Genomic DNA, 26,141 nt, shown 5'->3' with positions numbered 1-26,141 from the left:
GGGCGCGCGCGCGCCAGCAGGGCGGCCGGGGCCGGGCGCAGCCCCCGCGGCGGCGCACCCGGGGCCGGCCCGCGCGACGGCCGCGGGGCGGCCGGCGGCGCCGGCGGGGCGGCCAGCGGCCGCGCCGGGCGCACGTGCTGGCGTGCCGGCAGGCGCGCCGGCCAGGACGCGCGCGCGCCGGTTTTTTCGAGCGCGAACGCCCCCGGCGCGCGCAGCGCCGCAAAGCCGTTGCGGCAGAACGCCGGCACTTCGGCGTAGCCGGCGAACAGGATGCCGTCGCCGGCCAGCAGGCGCGACAGGCTGGCGATGGCGGCGGCCACGGTGGGGTCGTCGAAGTAGATCAGCAGGTTGCGGCAAAAGATGACGTCGTAGTAGCCGGGCCGGCTGGAAAAGGCCGGGTCGAGCAGGTTGGCGTGGCTGAACGTCACCTGGCCGCGGATCGCTTCGCAGATCTGGTATTCGGCGTCGACCGCGGTGAAGAAGCGATCGCGAAAATCGAGGTGGCGGCCGCGAAAGGCGTTGCGGGTGTAGCGGCCGGCGCGGGCCCGCGCCAGCGCCACCTGGGACAGGTCGACCGCGTCGATCGCGATGTCGGCGCTGGCCACGCCGGCGCTTTGCAGCGACATGGCCATCGAGTACGGCTCTTCGCCGCCGGCGCACGGCACCGACAGGATGCGCAGCGGGCGCGCGGCGCTGGCGTCCAGGCGCCGCACGATGAAGGCGGTGGCCGCGACAAACGCTTCGGCATCGCGGAACATCCACGATTCCGGCACCACCACCAGTTCGGTCAGGGCCGACAATTCCTGCGCGCTGGTGGCGAGCAGGCGTTCGTAGGCCAGCGCGTCGGCCAGCGCGATGGCCTGCATGCGCCGTTCGACGGCGCGCCCGACCACGGTCTCGGTCAGGTTCAGTCCCGTCACTTGCTGGAGCAGGTCGCGCGCTTTCATGGCGCCGCTCCCGCGTCCTGGAACAGCAGCGCGCGCACGTCGGGCGCGAGCAGTTGCTCGAGGCTGACCAGTTGCAGCATGCCGGCGCTGCTGGCGGCCACCTGGCCCAGAAAAGGCGCGCCGCCCACGCCGGGGTCGAGCAAGGCGTCGCCATCGATGCTGTCGACGCCGACCACGTGTTCGGCCAGCAGGCCGAGCGCTCGCGTGGCGCCCTCGCTGGTCGGGTAATCGACCAGGATGATGCGCGAGTCGTACCACAGCTGCGCGGGCGGCACGCCGGCCAGGCTGGACAGGTCGATCACCGGCACCGCTTCGCCGTGCAGGTCGAGCAGGCCGGCCACCCAGGCGGGAGCGAGCGGAATGGCTTTCAGGGCGGCCGCCGGCACCACCCGCGCCACCGCCCACAAGGGCAGGGCGTAGCGGTCGGCGCCGATGTGAAAGACCATCACTTTCATCGACCCGCTCCTCAGGCGTTGACCGAGAAGGTGGCCACCGACGATTGCAGGTCGCTGGCGGCGTACTGCAACTGGTGCACCGCTTCGCTGGTGGCCTTGAGCGATTCGACCGTCTGCTGGGTGGCGTCGTTCAGTTGCATCATGGTGTCGGAAATCTGCGACGCGCCGATCGCCTGCGACTGCATCCCCTGCAGCACCAGGTCGAACTGGGGGGCCAGCTTTTGCACCTGGTCCATCACGGTCGAGAGCTGTTCGCCCACCTGGCGCACTTCGCCCACGCTGCGCCGGATCTCTTCGGAGAACTTGTCCATGCCCATCACGCTGGCCGATACCGCCGACTGCATCTCCTTGAGCATCTGCTCGATGTCCCAGGTCGACACCGAGGTCTGGTCGGCCAGGCGCCGGATTTCGGTGGCCACCACCGAGAAGCCGCGCCCGGCGTCGCCGGCTTTTTCGGCTTCGATCGCGGCGTTGAGCGAGAGGATGTTGGTCTGGTCGGCCACCTTGGTGATGGTGGTCAAGACACTGTTGATATTGCTGGCCTTTTCGGACAGCGCGGCCAGCTTGGCGTTGATCGAATCGGTGGCCGAGACCATGTGCTGCATGGTGCTGTCCATGCGTTTCAGGTTTTGCTGGGCGTCGGCGGTGGCGTTGGTGGTGTAGTCGGCCACCGCGGTGGCGTCTTCCATGGTTTTGAGCAGTTGGGTGGTGTTGGCCGAGATTTCCTTGGTGGTCGAGAGGATTTCGATGCTGGTCTGGGCCTGTTCGATGCCGGTCGCTTCCTGCTGCTTGGCCGAGGCGGCGATTTCGGTGGCCGAGGTGGTGACCTGGATGCCGGCCTTTTGCACGTTGTTGAGCAGGATGCGCAGGTTGCCGACCATGGTTTTCAAGCCGTCGCCCATGCGTCCGATGGCGTCGCTGCCGGTAATCGTCACGGTGCCGGTCAGGTCGCCGATGGCGGCCTTGGAGACCACGTCGAGCAGGGCGTCGACATTGGCGCGCAGCGCATTCGTGGCGGCCGCCTCGTTGGCCTGGCTGTCCTGGATCGACTGCGCCATGCGGTTGAATTCTTCGGTGACCTTGCCCAGTTCATCGCGCGAGACCACGGCCGCGCGCGCCGACTGTTGACCGCCCGCGATCTTGCCGACCGCATCGGTCAGATTGTTAAGGGGATTGAGCAGCGCGCGCGCCAGCATCCAGGCCACGACCGAGGCCAGCGCCACGCACAGCACGCCGCCCACGCTGAGCAGCAGGGACATGGTTTTTTGCAGTTTCGCCGATTCGATCGTGCGCCCGCTCAACAAGGCGTTTTCCTCGTCGGTCATCTGGTCGATCAGGCTGCGCACCTGGCTGACGGACTGGAAGCCGCTGGCCAGTTCCGGCGAGCGGACCACTTGTTCGGTGACCCCGTCGCTGGCCTTGCCCAACGCGCGGCGCCGTTCGATCAGCGGGTGGATCACGTTGTTGAGCCAGTTGGCGGTCAGCGATTCGAGCGTCTTCACGCGCGCCTGCTGGGTCGGGTTGTCGGCGGTGAGCTGGATGGCGCGCCGAATGTTCTCCAGGAGGAATTTTTCCTCATTGATGTCGGGGGTGAGGAAGCGTTCTTCCCCGGTCAACAGGAAGCCACGGGTTTCGGCCTGGATTTCCAGCACATTGGTGGCGATTTTGTTGGTTTCCAGCAGCACTTCCAGGGTATGGCGGTCCCAGCGGCTCGCTTCGGACATCTTGGAGAAATTGTTGTAGGCCAGGATCAGCAGGAACAGGATGATGGCGACGATGGCGCCGAAGCCGAGAAACAGCTTGTTCTTGATGCTCAGGTCTGTAAACATGGGGGGTCTCTCCGGGTACGATGTTGTTCTCTATAAATGTAACATCGTTGAGGGATGGCACGGTACGTTTTCGTCGTCAACAAACCCTCCAACCGAAAAACGTCGTCCCCGCGAAGGCGGGGATCCATAGCACCCCGGATCGGAAGTGCCATGGATCCCCGCCTGCGCGGGGACGACGGAGCAAGGGTTCGTGGTCTTGCTAAAACTTTATTGCCCGCGCTTTTCGCGCGCCACGGCGGCGATGCGCATGCGCAAGGCGTTGAGCTTGATGAAGCCGCCGGCGTCGGCCTGGTTGTAGGCGCCGCCATCTTCATCGAAGGTCGCGATGTTCATGTCGAACAACGAATCGGTCTTCGAATCGCGCGAGACCACGATCACATTGCCCTTGTACAGCTTCATGCGAACCCAGCCGTTGACCGTTTGCTGGGTGTGGTCGATCAGGGTCTGCAGCGCGACGCGCTCGGGCGCCCACCAGTAGCCGTTGTAGATCATCGACGCGTAGCGCGGCATCAGGTCATCCTTCAGGTGGGCCACTTCGCGGTCCAGGGTGATCGATTCGATGGCGCGGTGGCCGCGCAGCATGATGGTGCCGCCCGGGGTTTCGTAGCAGCCGCGCGACTTCATGCCGACGTAGCGGTTCTCGACCAGGTCGAGGCGGCCGATGCCATGCTTGCCGCCCAGGCGATTGAGTTCGGTCAGCACGGTCGCCGGCGACATGCGCACGCCGTTGACGGCCACGATGTCGCCCTTTTCGTATTCGAGGTCGAGGTACTCGGCCTGGTCCGGCGCCGCTTCCGGGCTGACGGTCCAGCGCCACATGCTTTCCTCGGCTTCGGCGCTCGGGTTTTCCAGATGGCGGCCTTCGAACGAGATGTGCAGCAGGTTGGCGTCCATCGAGTAGGGCGCGCCGCCGTTCTTGTGCTTCATGTCGACGGCGATGCCGGCGTCTTCCGCGTATTTCAGCAGCTTTTCGCGCGACAGCAAGTCCCATTCGCGCCACGGGGCGATGATCTTGACGTCCGGCTTGAGCGCGTACGCGCCCAGCTCGAAGCGCACCTGGTCGTTACCCTTGCCGGTGGCGCCGTGCGAAATCGCATCGGCGCCGGTGGCGCGCGTGATCTCGATCAGGCGCTTGGCGATCAGGGGACGGGCGATCGAAGTGCCCAGCAGGTATTCGCCTTCGTACACGGTGTTGGCGCGGAACATCGGGAACACGAAGTCGCGCACGAATTCTTCGCGCACGTCGTCAATGTAGATATTCTCGGGCTTGATGCCGAACTTGATCGCCTTGGCGCGCGCCGGCTCGAGCTCTTCGCCCTGGCCCAGGTCGGCGGTGAAGGTGACGATTTCGCACTTGTAGTTATCCTGCAGCCATTTCAGGATGACCGAGGTGTCCAGGCCGCCCGAATAGGCGAGGACTACTTTTTTGATGTCGCTCATGGAGATTCCAATCTTGGGTTGACGATGGTGTTATAGGTATTTTTACTGCGCTTCGATCTGGCCGAGCAGCAGGTATTCGATCAGCGCCTTCTGCACGTGCAGGCGGTTTTCGGCCTCGTCCCAGACCACCGACTGCGGTCCGTCGATGACCTCGGCCGCGACTTCCTCGCCGCGGTGGGCCGGCAGGCAATGCATGAAGAGCGCGTCGGGCGCGGCGCGCGCCATCTTGGCGCCATCGACGATGTAGCCGTCGAAGGCCGCCAGGCGGGCCGCGTTTTCCTTCTCGTAGCCCATGCTGGTCCACACATCGGTGTTGACCAGGTGGGCGCCCTGGCACGCGTCCGACGGGTTGTCGAAGACGGTGAAGCGGGTGGTCGACACCAGGGAATGGTCGATGTCGTAGCCTGTGGGCGTGGCGACGTTCAGGTGGAAGCCGAATACCTCGGCCGCCTGCAGCCAGGAGTACAGCATGTTGTTGGCGTCGCCCACCCAGGTGACGATCTTGCCGGCGATCGAGCCGCGGTGTTCGACGAAGGTGAAGATATCGGCCAGCACCTGGCATGGATGGTGTTCGTTGGTCAGGCCGTTAATCACCGGCACGCGCGAATGGGCGGCGAAGCGCTCGATGATGTCCTGGCCGAAGGTGCGCACCATGATGATGTCGCACATGCGGCTCATCACCTGGCCGGCATCTTCGACCGGTTCGCCGCGACCGAGCTGGCTGTCGCGCGTGTTCAGGTAGATGGCGGCGCCGCCCAGCTGGTGCATGCCGGCTTCGAACGAGAGGCGGGTGCGGGTCGAGTTTTTCTCGAACACCATGACCAGGGTGCGGTCGATCAGGGGATGGTAGACCTCGTAGTTCTTGAACTTGCGCTTGATGATCTTGGCGCGCTCGATCACGTACTCGAATTCGGCCAGCGTGAAGTCGGAAAACTGGAGGAAATGCTTGATCGGTTTATTTGTAGGCATAGACACAACGATTGAATGCGTGAGCCGCATGCGGCCGGGCCCTGGCGTAGGGTTGCGGATCAATTATAAGGGTTTTGAAAATTTGCCGGGGGCAACCCGTTATACTACACGGTCCAGCGCCGCCGATGATTCTGCCGTGTAACCCTTGCCCCCGTACCCATCATGCCCCAACTCGCGCTTGCCGATTTCCCCCCCGCCGTGGCGCACGCCGCCGCCAGCCCCGACTGCGACTGGGTCGCCAGATTCAAGGTGGTGCAGCAGTTCGCGCTGCCGCTCATGCCGGTATTCGTCCAGCGCGGCACGGCGCTGATCGAGGCCGGTGCCGGGCGCGGCTGGGTGGGCGCGATGCGCGAGCTGTTCGGCGAAGAGGGCCTGAAGGCCTGCATGCGCCAGTTCGCCCTGCATGAGCGCGGCATGCTTGCGGAAACCACCAACGGGACAAAGTTGTGCTCGCTGATGTGCACCTTGCGCGACACCATCGACCGGATTCTGCTGCCGCACATCGGCGATCCGGGCGCGGACAGCCTGTTCCAGGACAGCGAACGGATCGGCATGCTGGCCAGTACCGCCGCGCTGGCGGTCACGCGGCAGGCGCCGCACGGCTGGTCGCCGGCGCTGAGCTGCGACCATCCGGACATCATCAAAAAATTCCTGTGGCCCGCGCTCGACCATCCAAGCGGGGCGGCCTGGCTGCGCCCTTTGTGCGAGCAGCTCGCCGGCGGCCAGCTATGGCTGCTGGCGGACGGCGAGTTCGCGCCGCAGGGCGGGCCGGGCGCCAGGGCCTGCGCGCTCCATATCACCGCCGAGTGGCCGCAATGGTGCCAGCGCGTGCGCGCGCTGCTGGTCGAAGGCGTGCGGCGCGGCTGGATCGACAGCGCCCAGGCCGAGGCCGTGATCGCGCGCCATCCCCTGCTCGAACCCTGGTATCTGTTGGCCACGCCCGAGAGCGAGGCGGGGCTGGAGGCGTTGACCGCCAATCTGCGCGCGCGCTTGCCGCAACGGCTGCGCGAGCTGGCCGCCAGCAAGGCATTTTCGCCGGAGGAGGTGATCGACCTCTGCTACGACATCCACCGGCGCGGCGCCGCCGTCTTCCGCTTGCAGCAGCCATGGTGCTACCTGGCCGGCACCGACGCCCTGGTCGGCGTATTGACGTGGGTGGCTTCGCGCAAGCGCAAGCTGGGCGTGCGCACCGTCAATGACTGGGCCGACCTGATGCGCCACCTCGCCTTTGTCGACGACGCCGAACCGGCGCAGATGGCGGCGCTGGCGCAGCAGCTGGGCCAGTTCCCGCCGGCGGCGCTGCTGGAAGTGCTGCCCTGGTGCGGCCGCGCGCAGGCACTGGTGTTGGAGGCGCTCGGCATGGCGCAGCTCGAGCCGCTGCGCTGCTGGCTGATGCGCCAGGTCGGGCAGGATCCGGCCTGCGTGCGGGTGCCGGTCGACGAGATGGGCAACTACAAGAAGGTGGCCGGAGCCCCGTTAGACGAGCCGGCAGCCATCGCCGCGCTGCACGGGGTCGACGAGGCCGCCTGCGCCGAGCTGATGACGATCTACGTCAAGGCGGGCATGTTCAAGATGGCCGGCGCGGTGCGCTGACGCGCTTGTTGACGCGCCTGTCGACGTCTCAGGTGCGGAAGTAGCGTCTTGCCTTGCGCGAAAAACCAAAGGCGTAGGTCCACCATGCGACCAGCGTCGCCATCAGGACGACGGGGATCAGGAAGGTGCGGACCCGTTCGTCCTCGCTGGCGTAGGGGGTCGTCTCCGGCACGAAAAACACTCCGACCGCGATCGCGCCGAGGAGCAGGATGCCGAGCCAGCGCCCCCATTGGCGGCGGCGGGTGGCGCCGAGCACCGTCGCGAACAGCAGCGCCAGCACGGCGAGGCGCCAGGCGATACCACCCAGAAGGCGGTAACTCGTGCTCGCGGGAAAAGGGCTGGAGAACCAGGCGAAGTTGATGGCGCCGAGCTTGAACCAGCTGAAGCGGATCGCGCCGATGGCAAGCGCGAGCGTCGTCGGCCACATGATCAGCAGGAACAGCCAGACCGATAGCGGCCGCCCGGGCAGGTCGGCGGGGACGTCGGGCGCGGCGCTGGCCGGGGGATGGTAGGGATTATGCATGTCAATTGCCAAAATAGCGGCGTGCCTTGGCCGAGAAGCCGAAGCGGTAGCCCCACAAGGCCATCAGCAATGGCCCCAGGACCAGGCGGCCGAAGGCGCCGCCGCTGCGTTGGGCGTCATTGTCGTACTGCGCCGTATCGGGCATGAGCAGGATCATGACCGTGAGCGCGGCGATGACGAACAAACCGAGCCAGCGCCCCCAGCGCAGCCGCCGTGCGATGCCAACCATAGCGCCGAAACACAAGGCGACCAGGGCAAGGCGAAGGGCAAGGTTGAACAAAAAAGGGACGTTCGTCCAGTTGCGAAACGCGATCATTAACATGATGGTATTGATCGCCCCGAACGCGGTGAAGATCATGACCAGAACCAGGACGAGCATCATCAGCCAGGACGAGATCGGTCGCTTGGCTGGCGGCTGGGCGGGCGCCATCGTGGCGCTTGACGGGGATTGATACGGATTATTCATCCGGCAACTATAGGTTCAATCAATCCCGGAAGCAACTGTTTCCTCTTTTTAGACGGCAGCGCCGCCGGGTGACGGCGCAGTTCCGGTCAATAGATCGTCGGCACGTCCGATTCCGGATGCGCCGGCGCCGTCAGCGGCAGGTCGAGCACGAAGCTGGTGCCGTCCTGCGCGCTGCTGACCACCGTGATCTGTCCGCCCAGCAGGGAGGTTACGATGTTGTAGCTGATCGACAGTCCCAGCCCGCTGCCGCCTTGCCCGAGCTTGGTGGTGAAAAACGGATCGAAGATGCGCCCCAGGTGTTCGGGCGGGATGCCGCCGCCGTTGTCGTGGAACTCGATCAGCACCCGTCCCTCGACCGGCATGGCGGCACTGAGGTGCATGACGCCGCGATGGCCCGGCGCAAACGCATGCAGCAGCGCGTTGTTGATGAAATTGGTGATCACCTGGCCGAACGGCCCCGGATAACTGTCCATCCCGATCGCGTCCGAGACATCCATCCCGATGCTGTGGTTGGCCGCGCGGATGCGGTTCATCATGGTGGCGATGATTTCGTGGCACACCTGCTGCAGGTTGAAGAAGCGGCGCTGTTCGGTGGTGCGGTCGACCGCCACCTGCTTGAAGCTGTTGACCAGGTCGGCCGCGCTGGTCAGCCCGCGCAGCACCAGCGCCGATGCCTTTTGCGAGTCGGCGATGAAGGCGGCCAGTTCCGAGCGGCGCAAGCCAGGGCCGTTGAGCTGGGCCTCGATTTCGGCGGTCTTTTCCTGCATGGTGCTGGCGATCAGCAGGCTGTTGCCGATCGGGGTATTGAGTTCGTGCGCCACCCCGGCCATGAGCGAGCCGAGGGCGGCCAGCTTTTCCTGCGACACCAGCTGCGTCTGCGCATCCTGCAACTGGCGGTAGGCTTCGGCGTTATCGAGCGCGATCGCGCCGTAGGCGCACAGGGTGCGGAAAATCATGCGCTCGTTCTCGCCGTAGGCGTGCGACTGCGGCGCCTGCACCGTCATCACGCCGATGGCGCGCTCGCCCACGGTCAGCGGCACGAACAGCGCGCTCATATTGACCATCGTGCCCGGCACCACCTTGCGGTGTTCGGCGTCGGGCCAGTGCTCGATGTAGATTTCGCGCCGCTCGTCGAGGCAGCGCACCGAATACGCTTCGCGCTTGGACAGGGCGATCGCGTGGCTCGGGAGCTCGCGCCCGAGCTCCACGCCGAAGGCGCGATTGAGCACGGCGCCGGCGGCGTCGATCAGGTAGATGGCGAAGGTGCTGGCCGTGAGCAGGCCGTGGATGTGGCGGTCGAGCGCCTGGAACACGGCGGCGGCGTCGAGGTGGGCGGTGATCTCCTGGCCGATGGCCGACAGGCGTTCGAGCGTGGCGCTGGTGCGCTGCAACACCTCGGCGCGGCGCGCTTCCGATTCGGCCAGCTCGCGATGATGGTAACCCTCGCTGCGCGCGTGTTCGGTCTGGTGATGCACCTGCATGGCGATGGCGCGGTTGGTCGCTTCCTGGCTGTGGGTTTTCTCGCGCGAGCTCGATGCCGCCAGCGCCACCTCGTAGGCGCGCGCGTAGTCGCCGGTGGCCGCATATTCGCGCGCCATGGCGTCGTACAGGTCGCCCGGCACGGTGTAGCCCTCGATGGTCGACGCCACCGACAAGGCTTGCTGCAGGTAGTGCAGCACCGGATTCGGTTCGACCATGCCCGCCGGCGCCGACAGCGTGTGCTGGGCGTGGATCAGCGCCATCACGCGCAGGGCGGCGATCTGGTTGTAGGCGTAGCCGGGAGCGGCGGCCATGGCGGCGGCGTCGGCGGCCACCGCAATGGCCTCGACCGCGCGGCCCAGGTGCGACAGGGCATGCGCCTGGCCGCGCCGCGCGATGCTGCGAAAGTCGGACTGGTCGAGCACTTCGGCGCGCGCCGCCAGGCGGATAAAGGCGTCGAGCGCGCCGTCGTAGTTGCCCTGGTCGAGCGAGAGGTCGCCCAGGTATTGCAGGGCGATGGCGTAGCTGCGCGCGTTCTCCAGGGGTTTGAGGATCACCAGCGCTTCCTGCAGCATGTCGTGGGCGGCGTCGAGCTGGCCGAGGCGGCGCAGGGTGTCGGCGCTGTGCATCAGGCAGGCGCCGACGCTGCGCGGCCAGCCGGTGGGGCGCGCCAGTTCGAGCGCGCACTGGACCCATTCGAGCGCCGAGTGGTGGTCGTTGAGGATGGTGAAGTCTTCGCCGATGTTGGTGGCGGCGGTGATGGCGGCGCGCACCTGGCCGGTGTCGAGGGCCGATTCGTAGCAGCGCATGTAGTGGCCGGCGGCGGCGCCGAAGTCCGCCGCCTGGCTGGCGGCCAGGCCATGGAAGTCGTTGACCCAGGTGGCCAGGGACGGGTGCAGGCGCGCGCTGTCGGCGTCGAAGCGCTGGCCCCAGCGGGCGACGGCGGCGCCGGGGTCGCGCAGCACGGCCCAGCGTGCGATGGCCGCTTCGGCCAGGTCGCAGCGCAAGGCGTCGCCGCCGGCGCGGGCGCTGGCGGCGGCGGCGGCGAAGGCGGCGTCGCTGCCGTCATGGTCGCCGCGGTCGACCGCGATCCAGGCCAGCAGCCAGTGGGCGTCGGCGCAGCCGGCATGGTCGTTCAGGAGCGTGAAGTGGGCCAGTAGTTCCTGCGCGTGGGTGCCGGCCAGGTCGAGCGCGCCGTCGAGCCATTCGCATTCGGCGTGCAGCAGGTGCATGCGCGCCTCCAGGCTGGCGCAGTCGCTCGGCGGCAGGTCGGACAGGGGCAGTTGGGAAAGCGCTTCGCCGGCCAGCATGAGGGCGCGCGCCGGGTCGCGCTGGCGCAGGTGCCAGGCCAGCGGCAGCAGCACCGGCAAGCGCTCCATGCCGCGCAGCGAAGGCAGCGCGGACTCCCATTGTGCAACGTTGACATCGACGGTGAACATCTCCATTGCCGGGACCCCTTTACGATGGTGTTGCCATTGTATGCTGAAAAGGTGGGGCGCAGCTAATGGTTGCGCCAACGCTCGAGCGCGCGCGGCATTACCGTTGTTTCTGCCTGTAAACTAACCCCGGAAGCCGTGTCCCTATTGCCGGGCGGCTCACTGCGGCAACATGTCTCGTTTGGGGGGCCATTCCTGTCTCCTTTTGTCTCCTTTTGTCTCGTTTTGTCTCATTTAGACAGTGGCGCGCGGGCACGGTTCAAACGAGACAAAACGAGACAAAACGAGACAGAATAAGACAGCCAAACGAGACATGTTGCCGCAGTGAGCCCGCCGGCAACAGGGACAACACTCACGCATTTAGTTTCCTATCTGCATGCGCGCGGCGACGATATGCCGGTCGATGAGGTCCTTGCCCCGCCAGCCGAGGGCGGCATTCGCCAGCGCCATCATGCGATGGCCGAGCGCGGATCCGTCAGGCAGATCCTGACGGGAAGTGGGTTTCGGTAATGACGAGAACGACGCGCTGGCGGATCAGTACAAGGTCTGCGCCGACTCGTGCAGCAGCTGTCCGTACAGCGTGTGGCGGAATTTGGCGATTTTGCCTTCGGCCACCGCCGTCAGGATCGCGCACTGCGGCTCGATCAAATGGCGGCAGTTGTAGAACTTGCAACCGCCCAGGTACGGCCCGAACTCCACGAACGCCCGTTCCAGCATCCCTTCGCTCAGGTGATACAGCCCGAACTCCTGGAATCCTGGCGAATCGATGATCGAGGCATGCTCGCCCAGCGAATACAGGCGCGTAAAGGTAGTGGTGTGCTTGCCGGTGTCGAGCGCCGCCGAAATTTCGCGCACGGCGATGTCGGCGTCCGGCACCAGTAAATTGATCAGCGACGACTTGCCCATGCCCGACTGGCCGATGAAAATCGACGATTCTCCCTCCAGCAGCGGCATCAGGGTAGCCACCGCGTGCTCCGGATTGGCGCGCGCCGACACTTCGTGCAGCGGGTAGCCGAGCGAGGTATAGGCCAGCAGCCGCTCGCGCGCCTTGGGCAGCAGGTCGGCCACGTCGGTCTTGTTGAGGATCAGGTGGGCCTCGATGCCGGCCGCTTCGGCCGCCACCAGCGAGCGCGAAATGAGGTCGTCGGCAAAACCGGGCTCGGTCGCCACCACGATGAACAGGCGGCTCAGGTTGGCCGCCAGCAGTTTCGACTTGTACTGGTCGGAGCGGTACAGCAAGGTCTTGCGCTCGGTGATCGATTCGATCACGGCCTGGTCTTCCGACGTCATCTTGAGGTTGACTACGTCGCCCACGGCGATATTCGTCTTTTTGCCGCGCGTGACGCATTGCAGCTTGCGTCCGCCCACGTCGGCCAGGTAATGGCGTCCGTGGGCGGCGATGATGATGCCGGTCAGGCCGGCGGGCGCCGGTGCCGGGGCGATCTTGCCGCTCATGCGCCGCCCCGCTGGCCGAACAGCGCGTCGGCCTTGGCCGCGCAGATAAAATCGTTGTCAGACAGCGCGCCGCCGGCCGAATGGGTGTTGTAGCGCACTGCGCACTCCTTGTAGGTGACCGTCAGTTCCGGATGGTGGTCCTGATGGTGGCTGATCCAGGCCAGCGCGTTAACGAAGGCTATGGTGTCGTAGTAATTCTTGAATGGGAAGCTGCGCGCCAGCTTGCCGTCGGTGACGCTCCAGCCGGGCACCTGCGGCAGCAGGGCGGCAATGGCGTCGGCGTCGAGGGCCGCGGCGTTGGCGCGGCAGGTTTGTGCGAGCAGGGTCATCGTACCGCCAGGTTAAGTTGATGGATGCGGATGCTGGCCGGCGGATGCGAGTCGTAAAAGGTCGAGTGCAAGCGGTCCGGCGTGAGCGTGGAGGCGTTTTCTTCGTACATCTTGACCAGCGCGGAAATCAGGTCGCGCGCGTCGGTGTGGGTGGCGGCAAAGGCGTCGGCTTCGAATTCGTGCTTGCGCGAGCTGATCGAAGTCAGCGGCGAGAACAGGAAGGTGAACACCGGCAACACCAGCATGAACAGCAGCAGGGCCACGGCGTCGCTCGGCACGCCCGGCAGCGGATCGAAACCGAGGCCGCTGTAGAACCAGGCCTGGTTTTTCAGGTAGCCGAGCAAGGCGAGGAAGGCCAGCGAGACGATCGAACCGACGATCATGCGCTTGAGGTTGTGGCGCAGCTTGAAGTGGCCCAGTTCGTGCGCCAGCACCGCTTCGATCTCGGGGCCGGTCAGGCTGGCGACCAGGGTGTCGAAAAACACCACGCGCTTGTTGGCGCCGAAACCGTAGAAAAATGCGTTGCTGTGGCCGCTGCGCTTGGAGCCGTCCATCACGAACAGGCCCTTGGCGGCAAAGTTGACCCTCGCCATCAAGCCTTCGATGCGCTGGCGTAAGCTCTCATCCTTCAAGGGCTCGAATTTATTGAACAGCGGCATGATCAAGGTCGGGGCGATCACCATCATGATCAGCTGGAAGGCGAGCCAGACCAGCCAGGTGTACAGCCACCAGAGCTTGCCGCTTTTTTCCATCAGTTGCAACACCACCCAGATCAGCGGCAGGCCGAGCACCAGGCCCAGGCCCGTGCTTTTGACGGCGTCGCCGAGCCACAGGCCCAGGCTCATCTTGTTGAAGCCGAAGCGTTCTTCCAGCACGAACTGGCGGTAGTAGTCGAACGGCATGTCGAGCACGCCGCTGACGGCGGCAAAGGCGATGAACAGGGCGATCTGGAACGTGATCCCGTTGCCGGTATGCGGCAGCAGGGCGAGCGCCAGCCATTGCAGGCCGCCGAGCAGGGTGAATCCAATGAGCACGGCGCTGCTGAACAGCAGGCTGACCAGGCCGAAGTGGATCTTGGCGGCGGTGTAGTCGGCCGCCTTCTGGTGTGCCGCAAGAGGGATCTTTTCGGCAAAATTGGCCGGCACCGCGCCGCGGTGGGCCATTACGTGGCGCAGCTGGCGGGTCGACAGCCAAAAGCGCAGCAGCAGGCTCAAAATGAAGAAAGAAACGAACAATATCGAAAACGCGAGTGAAGACATTCTGTGCCTGTGAGAAAATGCAGGATTGTTTAGGCCAAGAGAGAATTATGTCACATGCCACTGATTTAGCAGCACCGGCCGCGTTACCGCGCCCAAATGAGTTCAACCTGGTTTGGGTGGACATGGAAATGACCGGCCTCGAGCCGGACAGCGACCGCATCATCGAAGTGGCCGTCGTCGTCACCGACATGCACCTGAACATCCTGGGCGAAGGCCCGGTGTTCGCCATCCACCAGTCGGACGAAACGCTCGACAAGATGGATGCGTGGAACAAGGGCACCCACGGGCGCTCCGGGCTGATCGAGCGTGTCAAGGCGTCGACCGTGACCGAAGCCGAAGCGGAAGCTGCGCTGATCGCCTGGCTGAAGAACTACGTTCCCGCCGGCAAGTCGCCAATGTGCGGCAATACCATTTGCCAGGACCGCCGCTTCATGGTGCGCGGCATGCCGAAGCTGGAAGCGTTCTTCCACTACCGCAACCTGGATGTATCGACCCTGAAAGAGCTGTGCAAGCGCTGGAAGCCGGAAATCGTCAGCGGTTTCAAGAAGCACCAGAAGCACACGGCGCTGGCCGATATTTTGGAGTCGATCGAAGAGCTGCGCTACTACCGCGAGCATTTCATCAAGCTGTAATCTGCTTTGCCTCTCGCCCCGGCCGTCCTGGCCGGGGCATGCTGTCCCTTCCTGTTGTATCGTTGCTGCCGCGCCGCCGGCGGACCCAGGTACATTCAAGCCAACTGGTGCTTTTTGCTCTAGAATGATTTTTGCGCAACAAGCGATGGGAAGGTGCGACATGAAAACTGTGACGATGCGGTCCGGAAGCGTCCTCCCCGCGCTCGGACAAGGCACCTGGAACATGGGGGAAGACCCGGCGCGGCGCCAGGCCGAGATCGGCGCGCTGCAGTTGGGCATGGATCTGGGCATGGGCTTGATCGACACGGCCGAGATGTACGGGGAGGGCGGGGCCGAGCAAGTGGTGGGCGCGGCGATTGCCGGGCGCCGCGAGCAGGCGTTTATCGTCAGCAAGGTCTATCCGCACAACGCCGACAAGCGCGGCGTGCGGGCGGCGTGCGAGCGCAGCTTGCAGCGCTTGAACACCGACCGCATCGATCTTTACCTGCTGCACTGGCGCGGGGCGGTGCCGCTGTCGGAGACGCTCGACGCCTTCGGCGCGCTCAAAAAAGAAGGGAAGATCCTCGATTTTGGCGTGAGCAATTTCGACCTGGGCGACATGCTCGAGGCCGAGGCTTTGCCGGGCGGGCGCGCAATCGCGGCGAACCAGGTGTTGTTCAACCTGGTCAAGCGCGGGATCGAGTGGGACTTGCTGCCGTGGTCGCGCAAGCAGGGCATGCCGGTAATGGCTTACTCGCCGCTGGAGTCGGCGGGGCCGGAACGCCAGGCCTTGCTGACTCATCCCGCCCTGGTGGCGGTGGCCCAGCGGCATGGGTGTACGCCGGGGCAGATTGCGCTGGCGTGGCTGCTGCGGCAGGACGGGGTGGTGGCCATTCCCAAGGCGGCCGATCCGGCCCATGTGCGCGAGAACCGGGCGGCGCTGGACGTGGTGCTTAGCGCCTTCGACCTGGAGGACCTGGACCGGGCGTTCCCGCCGCCGAGGAAGCGGCAGGCGCTGGCGATGCGCTAGCGGCGGCGCGCCACCCAAGGAGAACCAGATGGTCATCATCGTGCGCGTCGTTGGTGAACGCGGCAAGGAAGTCGGCTCCATCCTGTGGCGCTGCGTCTACAGCTTCAGCCTCACCTTGCTCTGTTCGGCCGGCCTGGCCCTGATCCCCCAGGGCGCCGAATCGCTGCGCCTGGTCAGCCATCCCGGCTGGACCTTTCCGGTATTTATCTTTTCGGTCGCCGCCTGGTCCACCGCCGCCTGGTACAGCGCGCGCCTGACCCTCGGGCGCGTGTTCGACGGCACCTCGCTGCTGGACCGCACCGACACGCCATTCGTCAACGGCATCCGCATGTGGCTGCCGCGCTTCCTGGGCATCGTGCCGGCCAGCGTGTTGTCGATCCAGTTCCAGCGCATGGGCCAGCCGGTGCTGGCGCTGGCGTGCTTCATGACCGCCTTCGCCATGGGCGTGTTCGTGGTCAAGCGGCGCGCCTGGTTCGCGTCGCGCTTTCGCCGCTTCGACGGACAAACCACCACGATCCGCTTCGAATCGCTGCAACAGCGCACCGTGCTGACCGTCTCGATTGCCATCGTGCTGACCTTCATGTTGCTGTTCGCCGTCTGGCTGTGGCCGGTCGAAGTGACGCGCCTGGTCAGCGCCCCCGCGCTGCTGTGCTTCGCGTTTGCCAGCTGGATCCTGTTCGGCGACCTGGTGCTGACCTATTATTTCAAGCAGGCCAGGCTGCCGTCGATGGCGGCGCTGCCGCTGCTGCTGTTCGTCGTGTTCAGCCTGTGGAACGACAACCACCAGGTCACGCTGCTGCCGGCCGGCCCGCTCGATCCGCCCGTGATCCGGCGCCCGATCGACGATCATCTCGAGGCCTGGCTGCAAACGCGGGTCGACAGCGGCGCGCTGGCGCCGGGGCGGCCGTTTCCGCTGTTCGTGGTGGCGGCCGAAGGCGGCGGCATCCGCGCCGCCTACTGGGCGGGCATGGTGCTGGCCAAGCTGCAGGACGACAGCGAGGCGCGCTTCGGACGCCATCTGTTCGCGCTGAGCGGCGTCTCCGGCGGCAGCCTGGGCAGCAGCGCCTTTGCCGCCCTGGTGGCCGACGCCGGCGCCAGCGGCCTGGCCGGCGCGCCATGCGCCCGGGGCGCGCGCGACGGCGCCTACCAGGCGTGCATGCGCAAGGTCTTGCAGCGCGACTTCCTCTCGCCCACGCTCGGCTACGCCTTCTATCCGGACATGCTGCAACGCTTTTTGCCGTTCGCGATTCCCGCGGCCGACCGCGCGCGCGCGATGGAGGCGGCCTGGGCGCAGGGTTGGGAAAGCGCCACCGGCAACCCGCGCTTCGCCCGGCGCTTCGACCAGCTGTGGGCCGGGGACAGCGCCATGAACGTGCCCTCGCTGCTGCTCAACGCCACCCTGGTCGACGGCGGCAACCGCATCATCGCCAGCGACCTGGCGATCGACGGGCGCTTTCCCGACGCCTACGACGCGCTCGACCCGGTGCTCGACCTGCGCCGCATGAGCCTGGCCACGGCGGTGCACAACAGTGCGCGCTTCAGCTACATCAGCCCGGCGGGCACGGTGTCGGCCTGCCACGAGGGCAAGGCGCTGGTGGCCTGCGCGCCGGGGCGTGACAGGCGGCCGTGGGGAAGGGTGATCGACGGCGGCTATTTCGAGAACTCCGGCGTCGAATCGGTGCGCGACCTGCTGTTCGCGCTGCGTCCCAAGCTGGCGCAATGGCGCGAACGCGGGTACGACATCGACCCGGCCGTGATCGTCATCAGCAATTCGCCGGATGCGATCGCGCCGTCGGGCAAGCAAGACCCGGGCAACGCGCGCATGGAAACGACTTTCCTGTCGGAACTGCTGGCCCCGCCGCTGGGGCTGTTCAACACCCGCAGCGCGCGCGCCACCTTTGCGGTGACGGCCGAGCTGCGCGACATGGCCGTGATCCTGCCCGCCGGGCCGGAACGCTTTTTGTGGTTCGGCATGCATTCGGCCAACGACACGCCGCTGGGCTGGGCGCTGGCGAGCGAGACCTTCGACGGCATCGATGCGCTGCTGGGGCCGCCGCATGAGGGCAAGCTGCCGTTCAAGACCGTGCTGGCGCGTTTGCCGCCGCAAACTGTGCCTTAGGAAAGAATTCTCCGCTTACGTGGGTTGGCGAACGGAACGATTCGCGGAGAAGGGGTATTGTTATGTCTCAGACAAACAGGAGGCTCTATGACCAAGCACACCAACGACCCAAGTGAGCAACAGCAGCGCGACAATGAACAGGCGCAGCAGGAAGCCACCAAGAACCGCCAGCGTGCCGAAGCGGAAGAAGTCGCCGGCAACCACAAGAACGACGGCATCAAGGACCACCAGGGTGCCGACAAAGGCCCGCGCGGACAGTAATTCGCCTGCGTAGTACCTTGACCGGCCCGGTTTGCGTTCCTGTACAGGAGCGCCAGCCGGGCCGCTCTGCTTTGGCGGGGGGCGTGGCCGGGGCCAGCCCGGCTTATCGATCGGACCTGGACGATTTCATCGACTCGTCATCTTCGGCACACCTGACCTCGGTCGGTACCGTGCATGCCGGGGCCGGCGTGGTATTGGTGATGAACACCTGCTTGCTATCGTTCCAGCGACCTTGCTGCGCGACGATCATGCGCTTTTCCTGTGCGCCAACCAGCCAGCGCCGGCCATCGTGCTTCCAGCGGCCGTCCAGGCCGAGCAGCACGCTGCGCTCGCAGCCGCGACAATTGCCGCCGTTAGCCATCTGGCCGGACAGATAGGTGTTCCCGCCCGCCGCCACGCATTGCAGCGACCACAGCAGCAATGGCGGTTCCCCCTGGCGGGACTGGTGCTCGAGCAGGTCGCGCACGACGGCGCGCTGTCCGGGGCGCTCGATCACCAGCGACTGCCGGCTGCACAGGGAATTGAACTGCACTGTGGCGTCGGCATGGTAGGTTTCCTGGCAAAACGCGCGCACGGTAAGGCGCGCATCGGCGCACGTGAGCTCGGTCTTAAACCAGTGCATGTCATCGACGGCGGCAAGCGCCGTATGGCACAGCAGGCCCAGGCCCAGGCCCAGGGCCGGTAGTACTTTCTTCATTCTGTCGACCTTCATTCATCACATGGCGTTAAAAAGCGGCGCCAGCATCGGCGCGACTCCCAGGGCAGGGGGAAGCACGATCAGCACCAGCCCCAGCAAGATACAGCACGCGGCTGCGCGCAACAAAGGCAGGAAGCTGTTCCTGGTAATTCCCGGATACAGGACCGAGATCGCCGGTTTTGCCGGATGATAGTGAACCGGCATCTCCCTCCCCACGCACAAAATGTGGTCGTAGGCATGCGCAAACCCATGCGAGCCGTACAGCTTTTTCACGCCGAAGGCGATCCGTTCGCCGTCGTAAGCAACGCCCTCGACAAGGAAGGTGTACGCCACATCCGGGCAATAGCCCCTCGGGCCCTCCTCATCGTGCCGCTCCAGGATGCCGGCGCGGCTGATGCGGGCGCACGCCGTCGGCCAGCGCGTGCTTTGCCAGGCCCTTCGCAGCACCCGCAGTCCGCGCACCGACAGCAGCAGCGATGCCGCCATTGCCAGTAGTACGACGCCGTACACGACTTCTTTCCACATGCGTTTCCTTCTGATCGCCACGCCGCTTGTTTTATGTGTATACAGGAAACATTGCCATCTTACCGTGCCGGGTTTGATCCAGCAATCGACCATCGCCGACTTGCCGGAAATGCACCATTTCCGCTCGTCAACTGCACGAAAATAGTGCGCCTCCGCACCTTCCTGGCTCATCTGTGATGTAATTGCGGCTTCCCCGCTCTCGTTTACCGCCCATGTCCGTCCCGCGCGCCGCCTGGCTCACCGCTTTATTACCCCCGCCCAACAGTGCCGGTCGCCTCGAACAATGGCGCGCCAGCGTTGCCGCCTTTTTGGCGCTGATCCTCACCGGCGTGCTCTGTACCTGGACGGGCGGGGCCGCCGGCCTGTGGCTGATCGCCCCCATGGGCGCCTCGGCCGTGCTGCTGTTCTGCCTGCCGGCAAGTCCCCTGGCCCAGCCGTGGGCCGTCATCGGCGGCAACGTCGTGTCGGCGCTGGTGGGGGTGGCCTGCGTCAAGTCGGGCCTGGCGCCCCAGGTCGCCGCGCCGCTGGCCGGCGGCCTGGCGATTGCCGCCATGTTCGCGCTGCGCTGCCTGCATCCGCCGGGCGGGGCGGTGGCGTTGACGGCGGTGCTGGCCGGTCCCGCCGTGCATGAGCTAGGGTTTCGTTTCGCCTTGATGCCGGTTGCGCTCAACTGCCTGCTGATGGTGGGCGCGGCCCTGGTCGTCAACAACCTGACCGGCCGGCGCTATCCGCACCGCCAGCAATCGGCCATGCAGAACGTGCACGACACCGCCGACAAGGTGCCGACCGCGCGCCTGGGTTTTCGCAGCACCGACCTGGACGCCGTGCTGGCGCGCTACGACCAGGTGCTCGACGTCAGCCGCGACGACCTCGAAGGCATTATTTTGGCCACCGAAACGGCGGCGTACGGGCGCCGCTTCGGCGTGATCCGTTGCGGGCAGATCATGTCGACCGATGTGGTGACGCTCGAATTCGGGACCGCCCTGGCCGACGCCTGGGGCTTGATGCGGCATCACCAGGTGCACGCGCTGCCGGTGCTGAACCGGGCTCGGCGGGTGATCGGCATCGTCACCCAGACCGATTTCTTGCGCCACAGCGACCTGGACGTGTACAGCGGCCTGGGAAAACGCCTGCGCGCACTGCTGCAACGCAGCGGACTGACGCATACCGACAAACCGGAAGTGGTGGGGCAGATCATGACGGCCAAGGTGGCCACGGCGCACGTGCGCACGCCGATCGTGGAACTGGTGCCGCTGATGGCCAACGCAGGCCTGCACCACATTCCCGTGGTCGACGACGAAGACCGCTTCGCGGGGATTGTGACCCAGTCCGACCTGGTGGCCGCGCTGTACCAGGGCCGCCTGTCGGAACTGGCGGAACTGGCGTCGGCGGCGTAGAAGCGGGTAAGAAGCAGGCGTTCACAACGTCGTCCCCGCGCAGGCGGGGACCCAAGTTCGTCGCTCGGTCGCTGGCATCGGTACCAACCTGGGTCCCCGCCTGCGCTGTTTACTCGGCGACCGGATCGGCGCCGCAGCACTTCTTGTACTTCTTGCCGCTGCCGCAAGGGCACTCATCGTTACGGCCGACTTTCGGCTCGTCGCGCTTCAGGGTGGTGACCGGCGCCTTGCGCAGCGGCACCCAGAAACGGTGGATCGCCGGCAGGTTGGCCTGGATATCGAGGGCCAGCTTGTGGCCTTTCATCGGCGTATCGACTTCTTTCAGTTCTTCTTCCTCGATCTCGTCGGCGCCGAGCAGGTAGATCGGGCGCATCAGCGGTTCCAGGTCCGATGCCCAGATCGGATCCCACGAACCCGGGCGCAGTTCCATGCCTTCCCAGAAACCCCAGCACCAGGCTTCGCCGTCGAGCAGCATCGTGCCTTCGTGCTCGGCTTCGCAGAACAGCGGCTCGAATTCCTTCGGCGCGACTTCAAACGTGACCAGCACTTCGTTCATGAAACGCATGATCAGCTCGACGATGCGCTCTTCTTCCTTGGCGTTCTTGAACTTGGGGGCGCTCTTGGCATCCTCGCCCCACACTTTCGGCAGCCATTCGGCCGGCATGATGGTTTCAGGACCCATCGCCACGGCGGTCAGGTAACCGTGCAGGGTGTCCATGGTCATGGCGTCTTCCGCACTGCGGTCGGACAGGAGGAACTGGTCGAGTTCGTCGAATTCTTTTTCTGAGAGGGGCTGGTCGAGTTGCATGGCGTGTTCTTATCTTGATCGTTGAAGCCGCTAGTTTAACGCGTTCGCGCATCGGGACGTACTGTTAAATGCGGCGCGCCGTACAATAGCGATCATGACGACGCCATTTCCCGACCCCGACACACCCGCCACCCACCCGTTCTCGAAGCTGAGCCCGGAATGCGTGCTCGACGCGCTAGAGAGCGTCGGCCTGCGCGCCGACGGCCGCCTGCTGGCCCTGAACAGCTACGAAAACCGGGTCTACCAGGTCGGCATGGAAGACGAGGCCCCGGTCGTCGCCAAGTTCTACCGCCCCGCGCGCTGGAGCGACGCCGCCATCCTGGAAGAGCACGCGTTTGTCGCGGAACTGACGGAGCGCGAAATCCCAGTCGTGCCCGCGCTCACCCTGGGCGGGCGCACCCTGCACAGCTTCGGCGGCTTCAGCTTTGCCGTGTTCCCGCGCCGGGGCGGGCGCGCGCCCGAGCTCGACGACCCCGCCGTGCTCGAGTGGACCGGGCGCTTCATCGGCCGCATCCACGCCGTTGGCGCCCTGAAAAGCTACAGCGAACGGCCGGCCTTGACCATCGACACCTTCGGGCGCGAACCGCGCGACTACCTGCTGGCCAACGACTTCATCCCGCCCGAACTGCTGGCCGCCTACACCAGCGTGGTAGACCAGGCTTTGGAGGGCGTGCGCCACTGCTACGCGCGGGCGGGCGAGTCGGCCCAGCTGCGCCTGCACGGCGACTGCCACGTCGGCAACGTGCTGTGGACGCCGGACGGCCCGCACTTCGTCGACTTCGACGACAGCCGCACCGGCCCCGCCATCCAGGACCTGTGGATGTTGCTCTCGGGCGAGCGCAGCGACATGGTGCGCCAGATGAGCGACATCCTGGCCGGCTACGAAGACTTTGCCGATTTCGACGAGCGCCAGCTGAACCTGATCGAAGCGCTGCGCACCCTGCGCCTGATCCATTATTCGGCCTGGCTGGCGCGGCGCTGGGACGATCCGGCCTTTCCGGTCGCCTTCCCGTGGTTTAATACACAACGTTACTGGCAAGACCGCATCCTCGAACTGCGCGAACAGATCGCCCTGATGGACGAGCCGGCGCTGTGGTGAGGCTCCTGCCGGGCAAACGGCCGAATTGACCGGCTTTTCCGCGTCTGATCCGTGCGCCGGGGCGGGCCGACCTGACAGATAATCAACGTCAGGCCTTCCCATGCCGGGACGGTAGCCCAAGCGAGAACAAGATGGAAACCACAGCAGCCCCGCACGACGACGCCAACCTGACCATCGCGCTGCCGCCCGACGGCGCCGCGTCCCAGGCTGCCGCCGCGCCCCCGGCTGCCGTCGACGCCGCCCCCGACCGCGCCCAGTCCGAAATGCGCGCCATCCACGAAGCCATCGCCCGCGTCGAAGCCGAAGCGAAGGCCTCGTGCGCCGCCGAAAGCCGCGCCCACGCCGAAGCGCGCGCGCGCGGCCTGGCTGAAGAACGCGCCGCCAGCGACGCCGCCGCCGCCGCCGCCGCCCTGCAAAACGCGCAAGCGTCCGAAGAAGCCATCGAAGCCAATCGCGACCGCCTCGAAACCCTGCGCGCCGCCGCCCAGGCCAGCCTCGAGCGCCTCGACGCCGTGCGCCAGGAGACCGCCGAACTGCGCGCCCGCGTCGAAGCCGACACCCAGATCAAACTGGCCGCCGAAACGCGCCTCAAAGCCGACGAAGAAGCGCGCCGCCGCACCGCCGAACAGATCGCCGCCGAAGCCGAGCTGGCCGAACAAGCCGCGCGCGCCACCGAAGCGCTGCTGGCCCAGACCGAACAGGCGCGCCTGCAAGCGGTCGAACGGGTGGCCGCGGTGCACGCCGCCCAGGAAGAAGTGCTGCACATCGCCAACGCCGACGCCCGCATGACCACCCTGGCGCGCGAACGCGAACGCCAGGCCAAGGGCGCGCGCCAGACCGCCGAACTGCTGGCCGAAGCCGAATCCGAAGCGCTGGAATTGACCGTCCAGCGCGAAAAAGCCGACCAGATCGCCCTGGCCTCGGCCTTCGCCCGCGCCGTGGCCGAAGCGCGCGCGCTGGAAGAAGCGCGCGCCCTGGCCCACATCGAACAGGAACGCGAAGCGATTGCGATTGCCCAGGCCGAGTCCGAACGCGTGGCGGCCCAGTCGATCCACCTGCGCCTGCAATCGGAAAAAGAACTGCGCGACGCCGCCGTGCACCGTGAACGGCTGGAAAAAATGGCCGCCGCCGGCGCCTGTGCCCGGCGCGACGCCGAAGCGCGCATCCTGAGCGCGACCGAAGAACGGATCGAGGTCGACAAGCGCCTGCGCGAAGTGGCCCTGGCGCGCGCCAAGGCCGAAACCGACGCCGCCGAACTGGTGCAAGCGAAAGTCGACGCCGAAACCCTGGCCATCGCGCAAGCGAACGAACGCGCCCTGGCCGACCAGGCCGCGACCGCCGCCGCCCTGATGGAGGCCGAAGAACAGCAGCGCGCGCGTGCGCTGGCCGAAGAACGCGCCAGCCTGGCCCAGGCCGCCGCCGACCTGGCCGCCGCGCAGAACGCCTCCGACCAGGCCGCCGTGGCCGCGATCGCCGAACAGGTCGCACTGCAGCGCCGCGCCAGCGCGCTGGCCGCCGACAAAGCCGCCCAGGCGAGCGCGCTGGCGCTGGCCGAACAAGCCCACGCCGACGCCGAGCAAGCCGCGCTGGTCAGCCTGCAAGAACGGCTGGAAGCTGAAACCCGCGCCGCCGCAGTGGCCCAGGCGCGCGCCGACGCCGAGCAGATGGAGGCCGTGTTGCTGCGCCAGAAAGCCGACGCCGAACAGCGCCTGGCCGAAGCGAAGCGCATCGAAATCGAGGCCCTGCGCGTGTTGACCGAGCAAGCCGACATCGACAGCGCCCAGGCGCAGGCCGCCGCCGACGCGGTAGCCGCCCAGGCGCGCGTGGCGCACGAGCTTGCGCAAGCGCAAAGCGCGCGTGCCGCAGCCGAACAGCAAGCGCTGGCCATGGCCGAACAGGCGCTGGCGCTGACCGCCGACGCCCTGGCGGCGGAAACCGCCCGCGCCGAGAGCGAGCGCAACGCGCTGGCGCTGGCCGAACAACACGCCGCCGGGCAGCGCCAACTGGCCGAGCTGGCGGCGGGCACCGAACAAGCCAAGCGGCGCGAAGCCGAAGCGACGCGCCACCTGGTGCAGCAAGCCGAAATCGAAAGCGTGCAGGCGCAAGCCGCCGCCGACGCCATCGCCGCCCAGGCGCGCGCCGCCATCGACCTGGCCCAGACCGAGAGTGCGCGCGCCGTCGCCGAACAGCAAAAACTGGCCCTGGCCGAGCAAGCGCTGGCCGACGAACGCGCCCGCGCAGAGAGCGAAACGGCGGCCCTGGCGCTGGCCGAGCGGATGGCCGCCGACCAGCGCCAGATGGCCGTTGCCGCCGCCTACGCCGAGCAAGCCAGGCGGGTCGAAGCCGAAGCCACGCGCGCGCTGGTGCAACAGGCTGAAATCGACAGCGTGCAGGCGCAAAGCGCTGCCGACGCCGCCGTCGCGCAGGCGCGCGCCGCCACCGAACTGGCCGACGCGCAGCGCGAGCGGGTCCGCGCCGAACAGCAAAAACTGGCGCTGGCCGACGAGGCCCTGGCGCACGAACGCGCGCTGGCCGACAGCGAACGCGCCGCCGTCATGCTGGCCGAACAGACCCTGGCGGCCAAGCGCCAGCAGGCGGCGGCTGCCAGCGGCGCCGAGCAAGCCCGCCGCACCGAAGCCGAGGCTGCGCGCATGCTGGCGCAGCAGGCCCAGGTCGAAACCGAGCAAGCCACGCGCGCCGCCGATGCGCTTGCCGCGCAAGCGCGCGTAGCCACCGAGCGCGCCCAGGTCCAGCAAGTGCGGGCCGAGGCCGAACAGCAAAAACTCACGCTGGCCCAGGAAGCGCTGGTACTTGAGCGCGACAGCGCCGAGGCCGAGCGGGCCAGCGTGCAGACCGAGCGTGCCTCGCTGGCGCTGATCGAACAAAAACTCGCCACCCAGCGCCAGCAACTGGCGGCCGACCAGCGCGCCGAGCAAGCGATTGCGGCGCGGCTGGCATCCGAACAAGCGGCCAGCCTGTCGGCGCGCACGCGGGCCGAAGCCGAGCACGAAGCGGCCAGCATGGCGCGCCAGTTCCAGGTCGCGCAAGAAATCGCCGCCCTGGCCGCGCAAGACAAGCGCGACGCCCAGCGCGTGCTGCTCGAGAGCGCGCAGGCGCAAGCCGACATGCAACGCAAGAGCGCGCTCACCACCAAAGAAATGGCCGACGCCCGGCGCGAACTGGTCGCGCTCGAAGCGCGCCGCCTGGAGGCCGACACGCGCACCCTGATGGTCACCCGGCACGCGATCGACGACGAAAAGCGCGAAAGCGCCACTGGCGCGGCGCAGCGGTCCACCTCCGCTACCATGACGCACCAGGTGCTCGGGCGGCTGACCGCGCCGAACAAGGGCTGAGTCGATGCACGATGTGGACGGCAATGGGGCTGGCGGCACGGCGTCGGCCGTGAGCGGGTAA

The 26,141-nt window shown here is 66.6% G+C and carries 22 protein-coding genes; 8 read left to right on the top strand and 14 right to left on the bottom strand.

Annotated features, from left to right (window positions below; all coding sequences use genetic code 11):
• From F0185_RS31245 to argF, 5 genes are all read right to left on the bottom strand, one after another.
• A partial coding sequence (locus tag F0185_RS31245) for a CheR family methyltransferase (protein ID WP_167232153.1) occupies positions 1-947 on the bottom strand: 947 nt, incomplete at its 3' end.
• Positions 944-1,402, bottom strand: coding sequence for a chemotaxis protein CheW (locus tag F0185_RS31240; protein ID WP_167232150.1), 459 nt, complete (start codon positions 1,400-1,402; stop codon positions 944-946). The genes F0185_RS31240 and F0185_RS31245, both read right to left, overlap by 4 nt.
• A gap of 11 nt (positions 1,403-1,413) precedes the next feature.
• Positions 1,414-3,231 carry a methyl-accepting chemotaxis protein gene (locus F0185_RS31235; protein ID WP_167232147.1) on the bottom strand — a complete coding sequence of 606 codons (1,818 nt, stop codon included), beginning with the start codon at positions 3,229-3,231 and terminating at the stop codon, positions 1,414-1,416.
• Positions 3,232-3,438: 207 nt separating this feature from the next.
• The gene (locus F0185_RS31230) at positions 3,439-4,671 is read right to left on the bottom strand and encodes an argininosuccinate synthase (RefSeq protein ID WP_167232144.1); all 1,233 of its coding nucleotides are present in this window, start codon (positions 4,669-4,671) and stop codon (positions 3,439-3,441) included.
• A gap of 42 nt (positions 4,672-4,713) precedes the next feature.
• Positions 4,714-5,640: an ornithine carbamoyltransferase gene (gene argF / locus F0185_RS31225; protein WP_167232141.1), complete on the bottom strand. Its 927-nt coding sequence runs from the start codon at positions 5,638-5,640 to the stop codon at positions 4,714-4,716.
• Positions 5,641-5,802: 162 nt separating this feature from the next.
• Here argF and F0185_RS31220 point away from each other — a divergent pair, with 162 nt between their 5' ends.
• Complete coding sequence (locus tag F0185_RS31220) at positions 5,803-7,233, top strand: hypothetical protein (protein ID WP_167232139.1); 1,431 nt, start codon at positions 5,803-5,805, stop codon at positions 7,231-7,233.
• A 28-nt stretch (positions 7,234-7,261) separates the two neighbouring features.
• Here F0185_RS31220 and F0185_RS31215 read toward each other — a convergent pair whose 3' ends face one another.
• From F0185_RS31215 to F0185_RS31190, 6 genes are all read right to left on the bottom strand, one after another.
• Positions 7,262-7,756 (bottom strand): hypothetical protein, encoded by a 495-nt coding sequence (locus F0185_RS31215; protein ID WP_167232136.1) that lies wholly within the window; start codon positions 7,754-7,756, stop codon positions 7,262-7,264.
• 1 nt (position 7,757) lies between these two features.
• A complete protein-coding gene (locus tag F0185_RS31210) occupies positions 7,758-8,186 on the bottom strand; it encodes a hypothetical protein (RefSeq protein ID WP_167232133.1) in 429 nt (142 codons plus the stop codon).
• Positions 8,187-8,308: 122 nt separating this feature from the next.
• Complete coding sequence (locus F0185_RS31205; RefSeq protein ID WP_229477284.1) at positions 8,309-11,140, bottom strand: ATP-binding protein; 2,832 nt, start codon at positions 11,138-11,140, stop codon at positions 8,309-8,311.
• 531 nt (positions 11,141-11,671) lie between these two features.
• The gene (gene rsgA, locus F0185_RS31200) at positions 11,672-12,592 is read right to left on the bottom strand and encodes a ribosome small subunit-dependent GTPase A (protein ID WP_167232127.1); all 921 of its coding nucleotides are present in this window, start codon (positions 12,590-12,592) and stop codon (positions 11,672-11,674) included.
• The gene (locus F0185_RS31195; protein WP_167232123.1) at positions 12,589-12,921 is read right to left on the bottom strand and encodes a 4a-hydroxytetrahydrobiopterin dehydratase; all 333 of its coding nucleotides are present in this window, start codon (positions 12,919-12,921) and stop codon (positions 12,589-12,591) included. Before F0185_RS31195 ends, rsgA begins: the two co-directional genes overlap by 4 nt.
• Positions 12,918-14,180 (bottom strand): M48 family metallopeptidase, encoded by a 1,263-nt coding sequence (locus F0185_RS31190; protein WP_167232120.1) that lies wholly within the window; start codon positions 14,178-14,180, stop codon positions 12,918-12,920. Before F0185_RS31190 ends, F0185_RS31195 begins: the two co-directional genes overlap by 4 nt.
• Before the next feature lie 47 nt (positions 14,181-14,227).
• Here F0185_RS31190 and orn point away from each other — a divergent pair, with 47 nt between their 5' ends.
• From orn to F0185_RS31170, 4 genes are all read left to right on the top strand, one after another.
• Entirely contained in the window at positions 14,228-14,812 is a 585-nt protein-coding gene (orn, locus tag F0185_RS31185; RefSeq protein WP_167232117.1) for an oligoribonuclease, read from the top strand.
• A 160-nt stretch (positions 14,813-14,972) separates the two neighbouring features.
• A complete protein-coding gene (locus tag F0185_RS31180; protein ID WP_167232114.1) occupies positions 14,973-15,821 on the top strand; it encodes an aldo/keto reductase in 849 nt (282 codons plus the stop codon).
• A gap of 28 nt (positions 15,822-15,849) precedes the next feature.
• On the top strand, positions 15,850-17,940 hold the full coding sequence (locus F0185_RS31175) for a hypothetical protein (protein ID WP_167232111.1): 2,091 nt from the start codon (positions 15,850-15,852) through the stop codon (positions 17,938-17,940).
• An 87-nt stretch (positions 17,941-18,027) separates the two neighbouring features.
• On the top strand, positions 18,028-18,201 hold the full coding sequence (locus F0185_RS31170) for a hypothetical protein (protein ID WP_167232108.1): 174 nt from the start codon (positions 18,028-18,030) through the stop codon (positions 18,199-18,201).
• A 103-nt stretch (positions 18,202-18,304) separates the two neighbouring features.
• Here the strand turns inward: F0185_RS31170 and F0185_RS31165 are convergent, their stop codons facing one another.
• Both F0185_RS31165 and F0185_RS31160 read right to left on the bottom strand, forming a co-directional pair.
• Positions 18,305-18,898, bottom strand: a complete 594-nt coding sequence (locus F0185_RS31165; RefSeq protein ID WP_167232105.1) for a hypothetical protein — start codon at positions 18,896-18,898, stop codon at positions 18,305-18,307.
• Positions 18,899-18,916: 18 nt separating this feature from the next.
• Positions 18,917-19,594, bottom strand: a complete 678-nt coding sequence (locus tag F0185_RS31160) for a DUF3592 domain-containing protein (RefSeq protein WP_167232102.1) — start codon at positions 19,592-19,594, stop codon at positions 18,917-18,919.
• A gap of 41 nt (positions 19,595-19,635) precedes the next feature.
• Between F0185_RS31160 and F0185_RS31155 the strand changes: the two genes are divergently transcribed.
• A complete protein-coding gene (locus tag F0185_RS31155) occupies positions 19,636-20,820 on the top strand; it encodes an HPP family protein (protein ID WP_167232099.1) in 1,185 nt (394 codons plus the stop codon).
• Positions 20,821-20,929: 109 nt separating this feature from the next.
• Here the strand turns inward: F0185_RS31155 and F0185_RS31150 are convergent, their stop codons facing one another.
• Entirely contained in the window at positions 20,930-21,628 is a 699-nt protein-coding gene (locus tag F0185_RS31150; protein ID WP_166887874.1) for a UPF0149 family protein, read from the bottom strand.
• A 94-nt stretch (positions 21,629-21,722) separates the two neighbouring features.
• On the opposite strand from F0185_RS31150, the gene F0185_RS31145 reads away from it, so the two are divergent.
• Positions 21,723-22,727 carry a serine/threonine protein kinase gene (locus F0185_RS31145; protein WP_167232096.1) on the top strand — a complete coding sequence of 335 codons (1,005 nt, stop codon included), beginning with the start codon at positions 21,723-21,725 and terminating at the stop codon, positions 22,725-22,727.
• Positions 22,728-22,858: 131 nt separating this feature from the next.
• Positions 22,859-26,080, top strand: a complete 3,222-nt coding sequence (locus F0185_RS31140) for a coiled-coil domain-containing protein (protein ID WP_187362700.1) — start codon at positions 22,859-22,861, stop codon at positions 26,078-26,080.
• The last annotated feature ends 61 nt before the right edge of the window (positions 26,081-26,141 follow it).

This window comes from Massilia rubra (assembly GCF_011682065.1).
Classification (GTDB): Bacteria; Pseudomonadota; Gammaproteobacteria; order Burkholderiales; family Burkholderiaceae_D; genus Telluria_A; species Telluria_A rubra.
The sequence above is the reverse complement of the archived record's forward strand: the minus strand, read 5'-3'. Positions and strand labels throughout refer to the sequence as shown.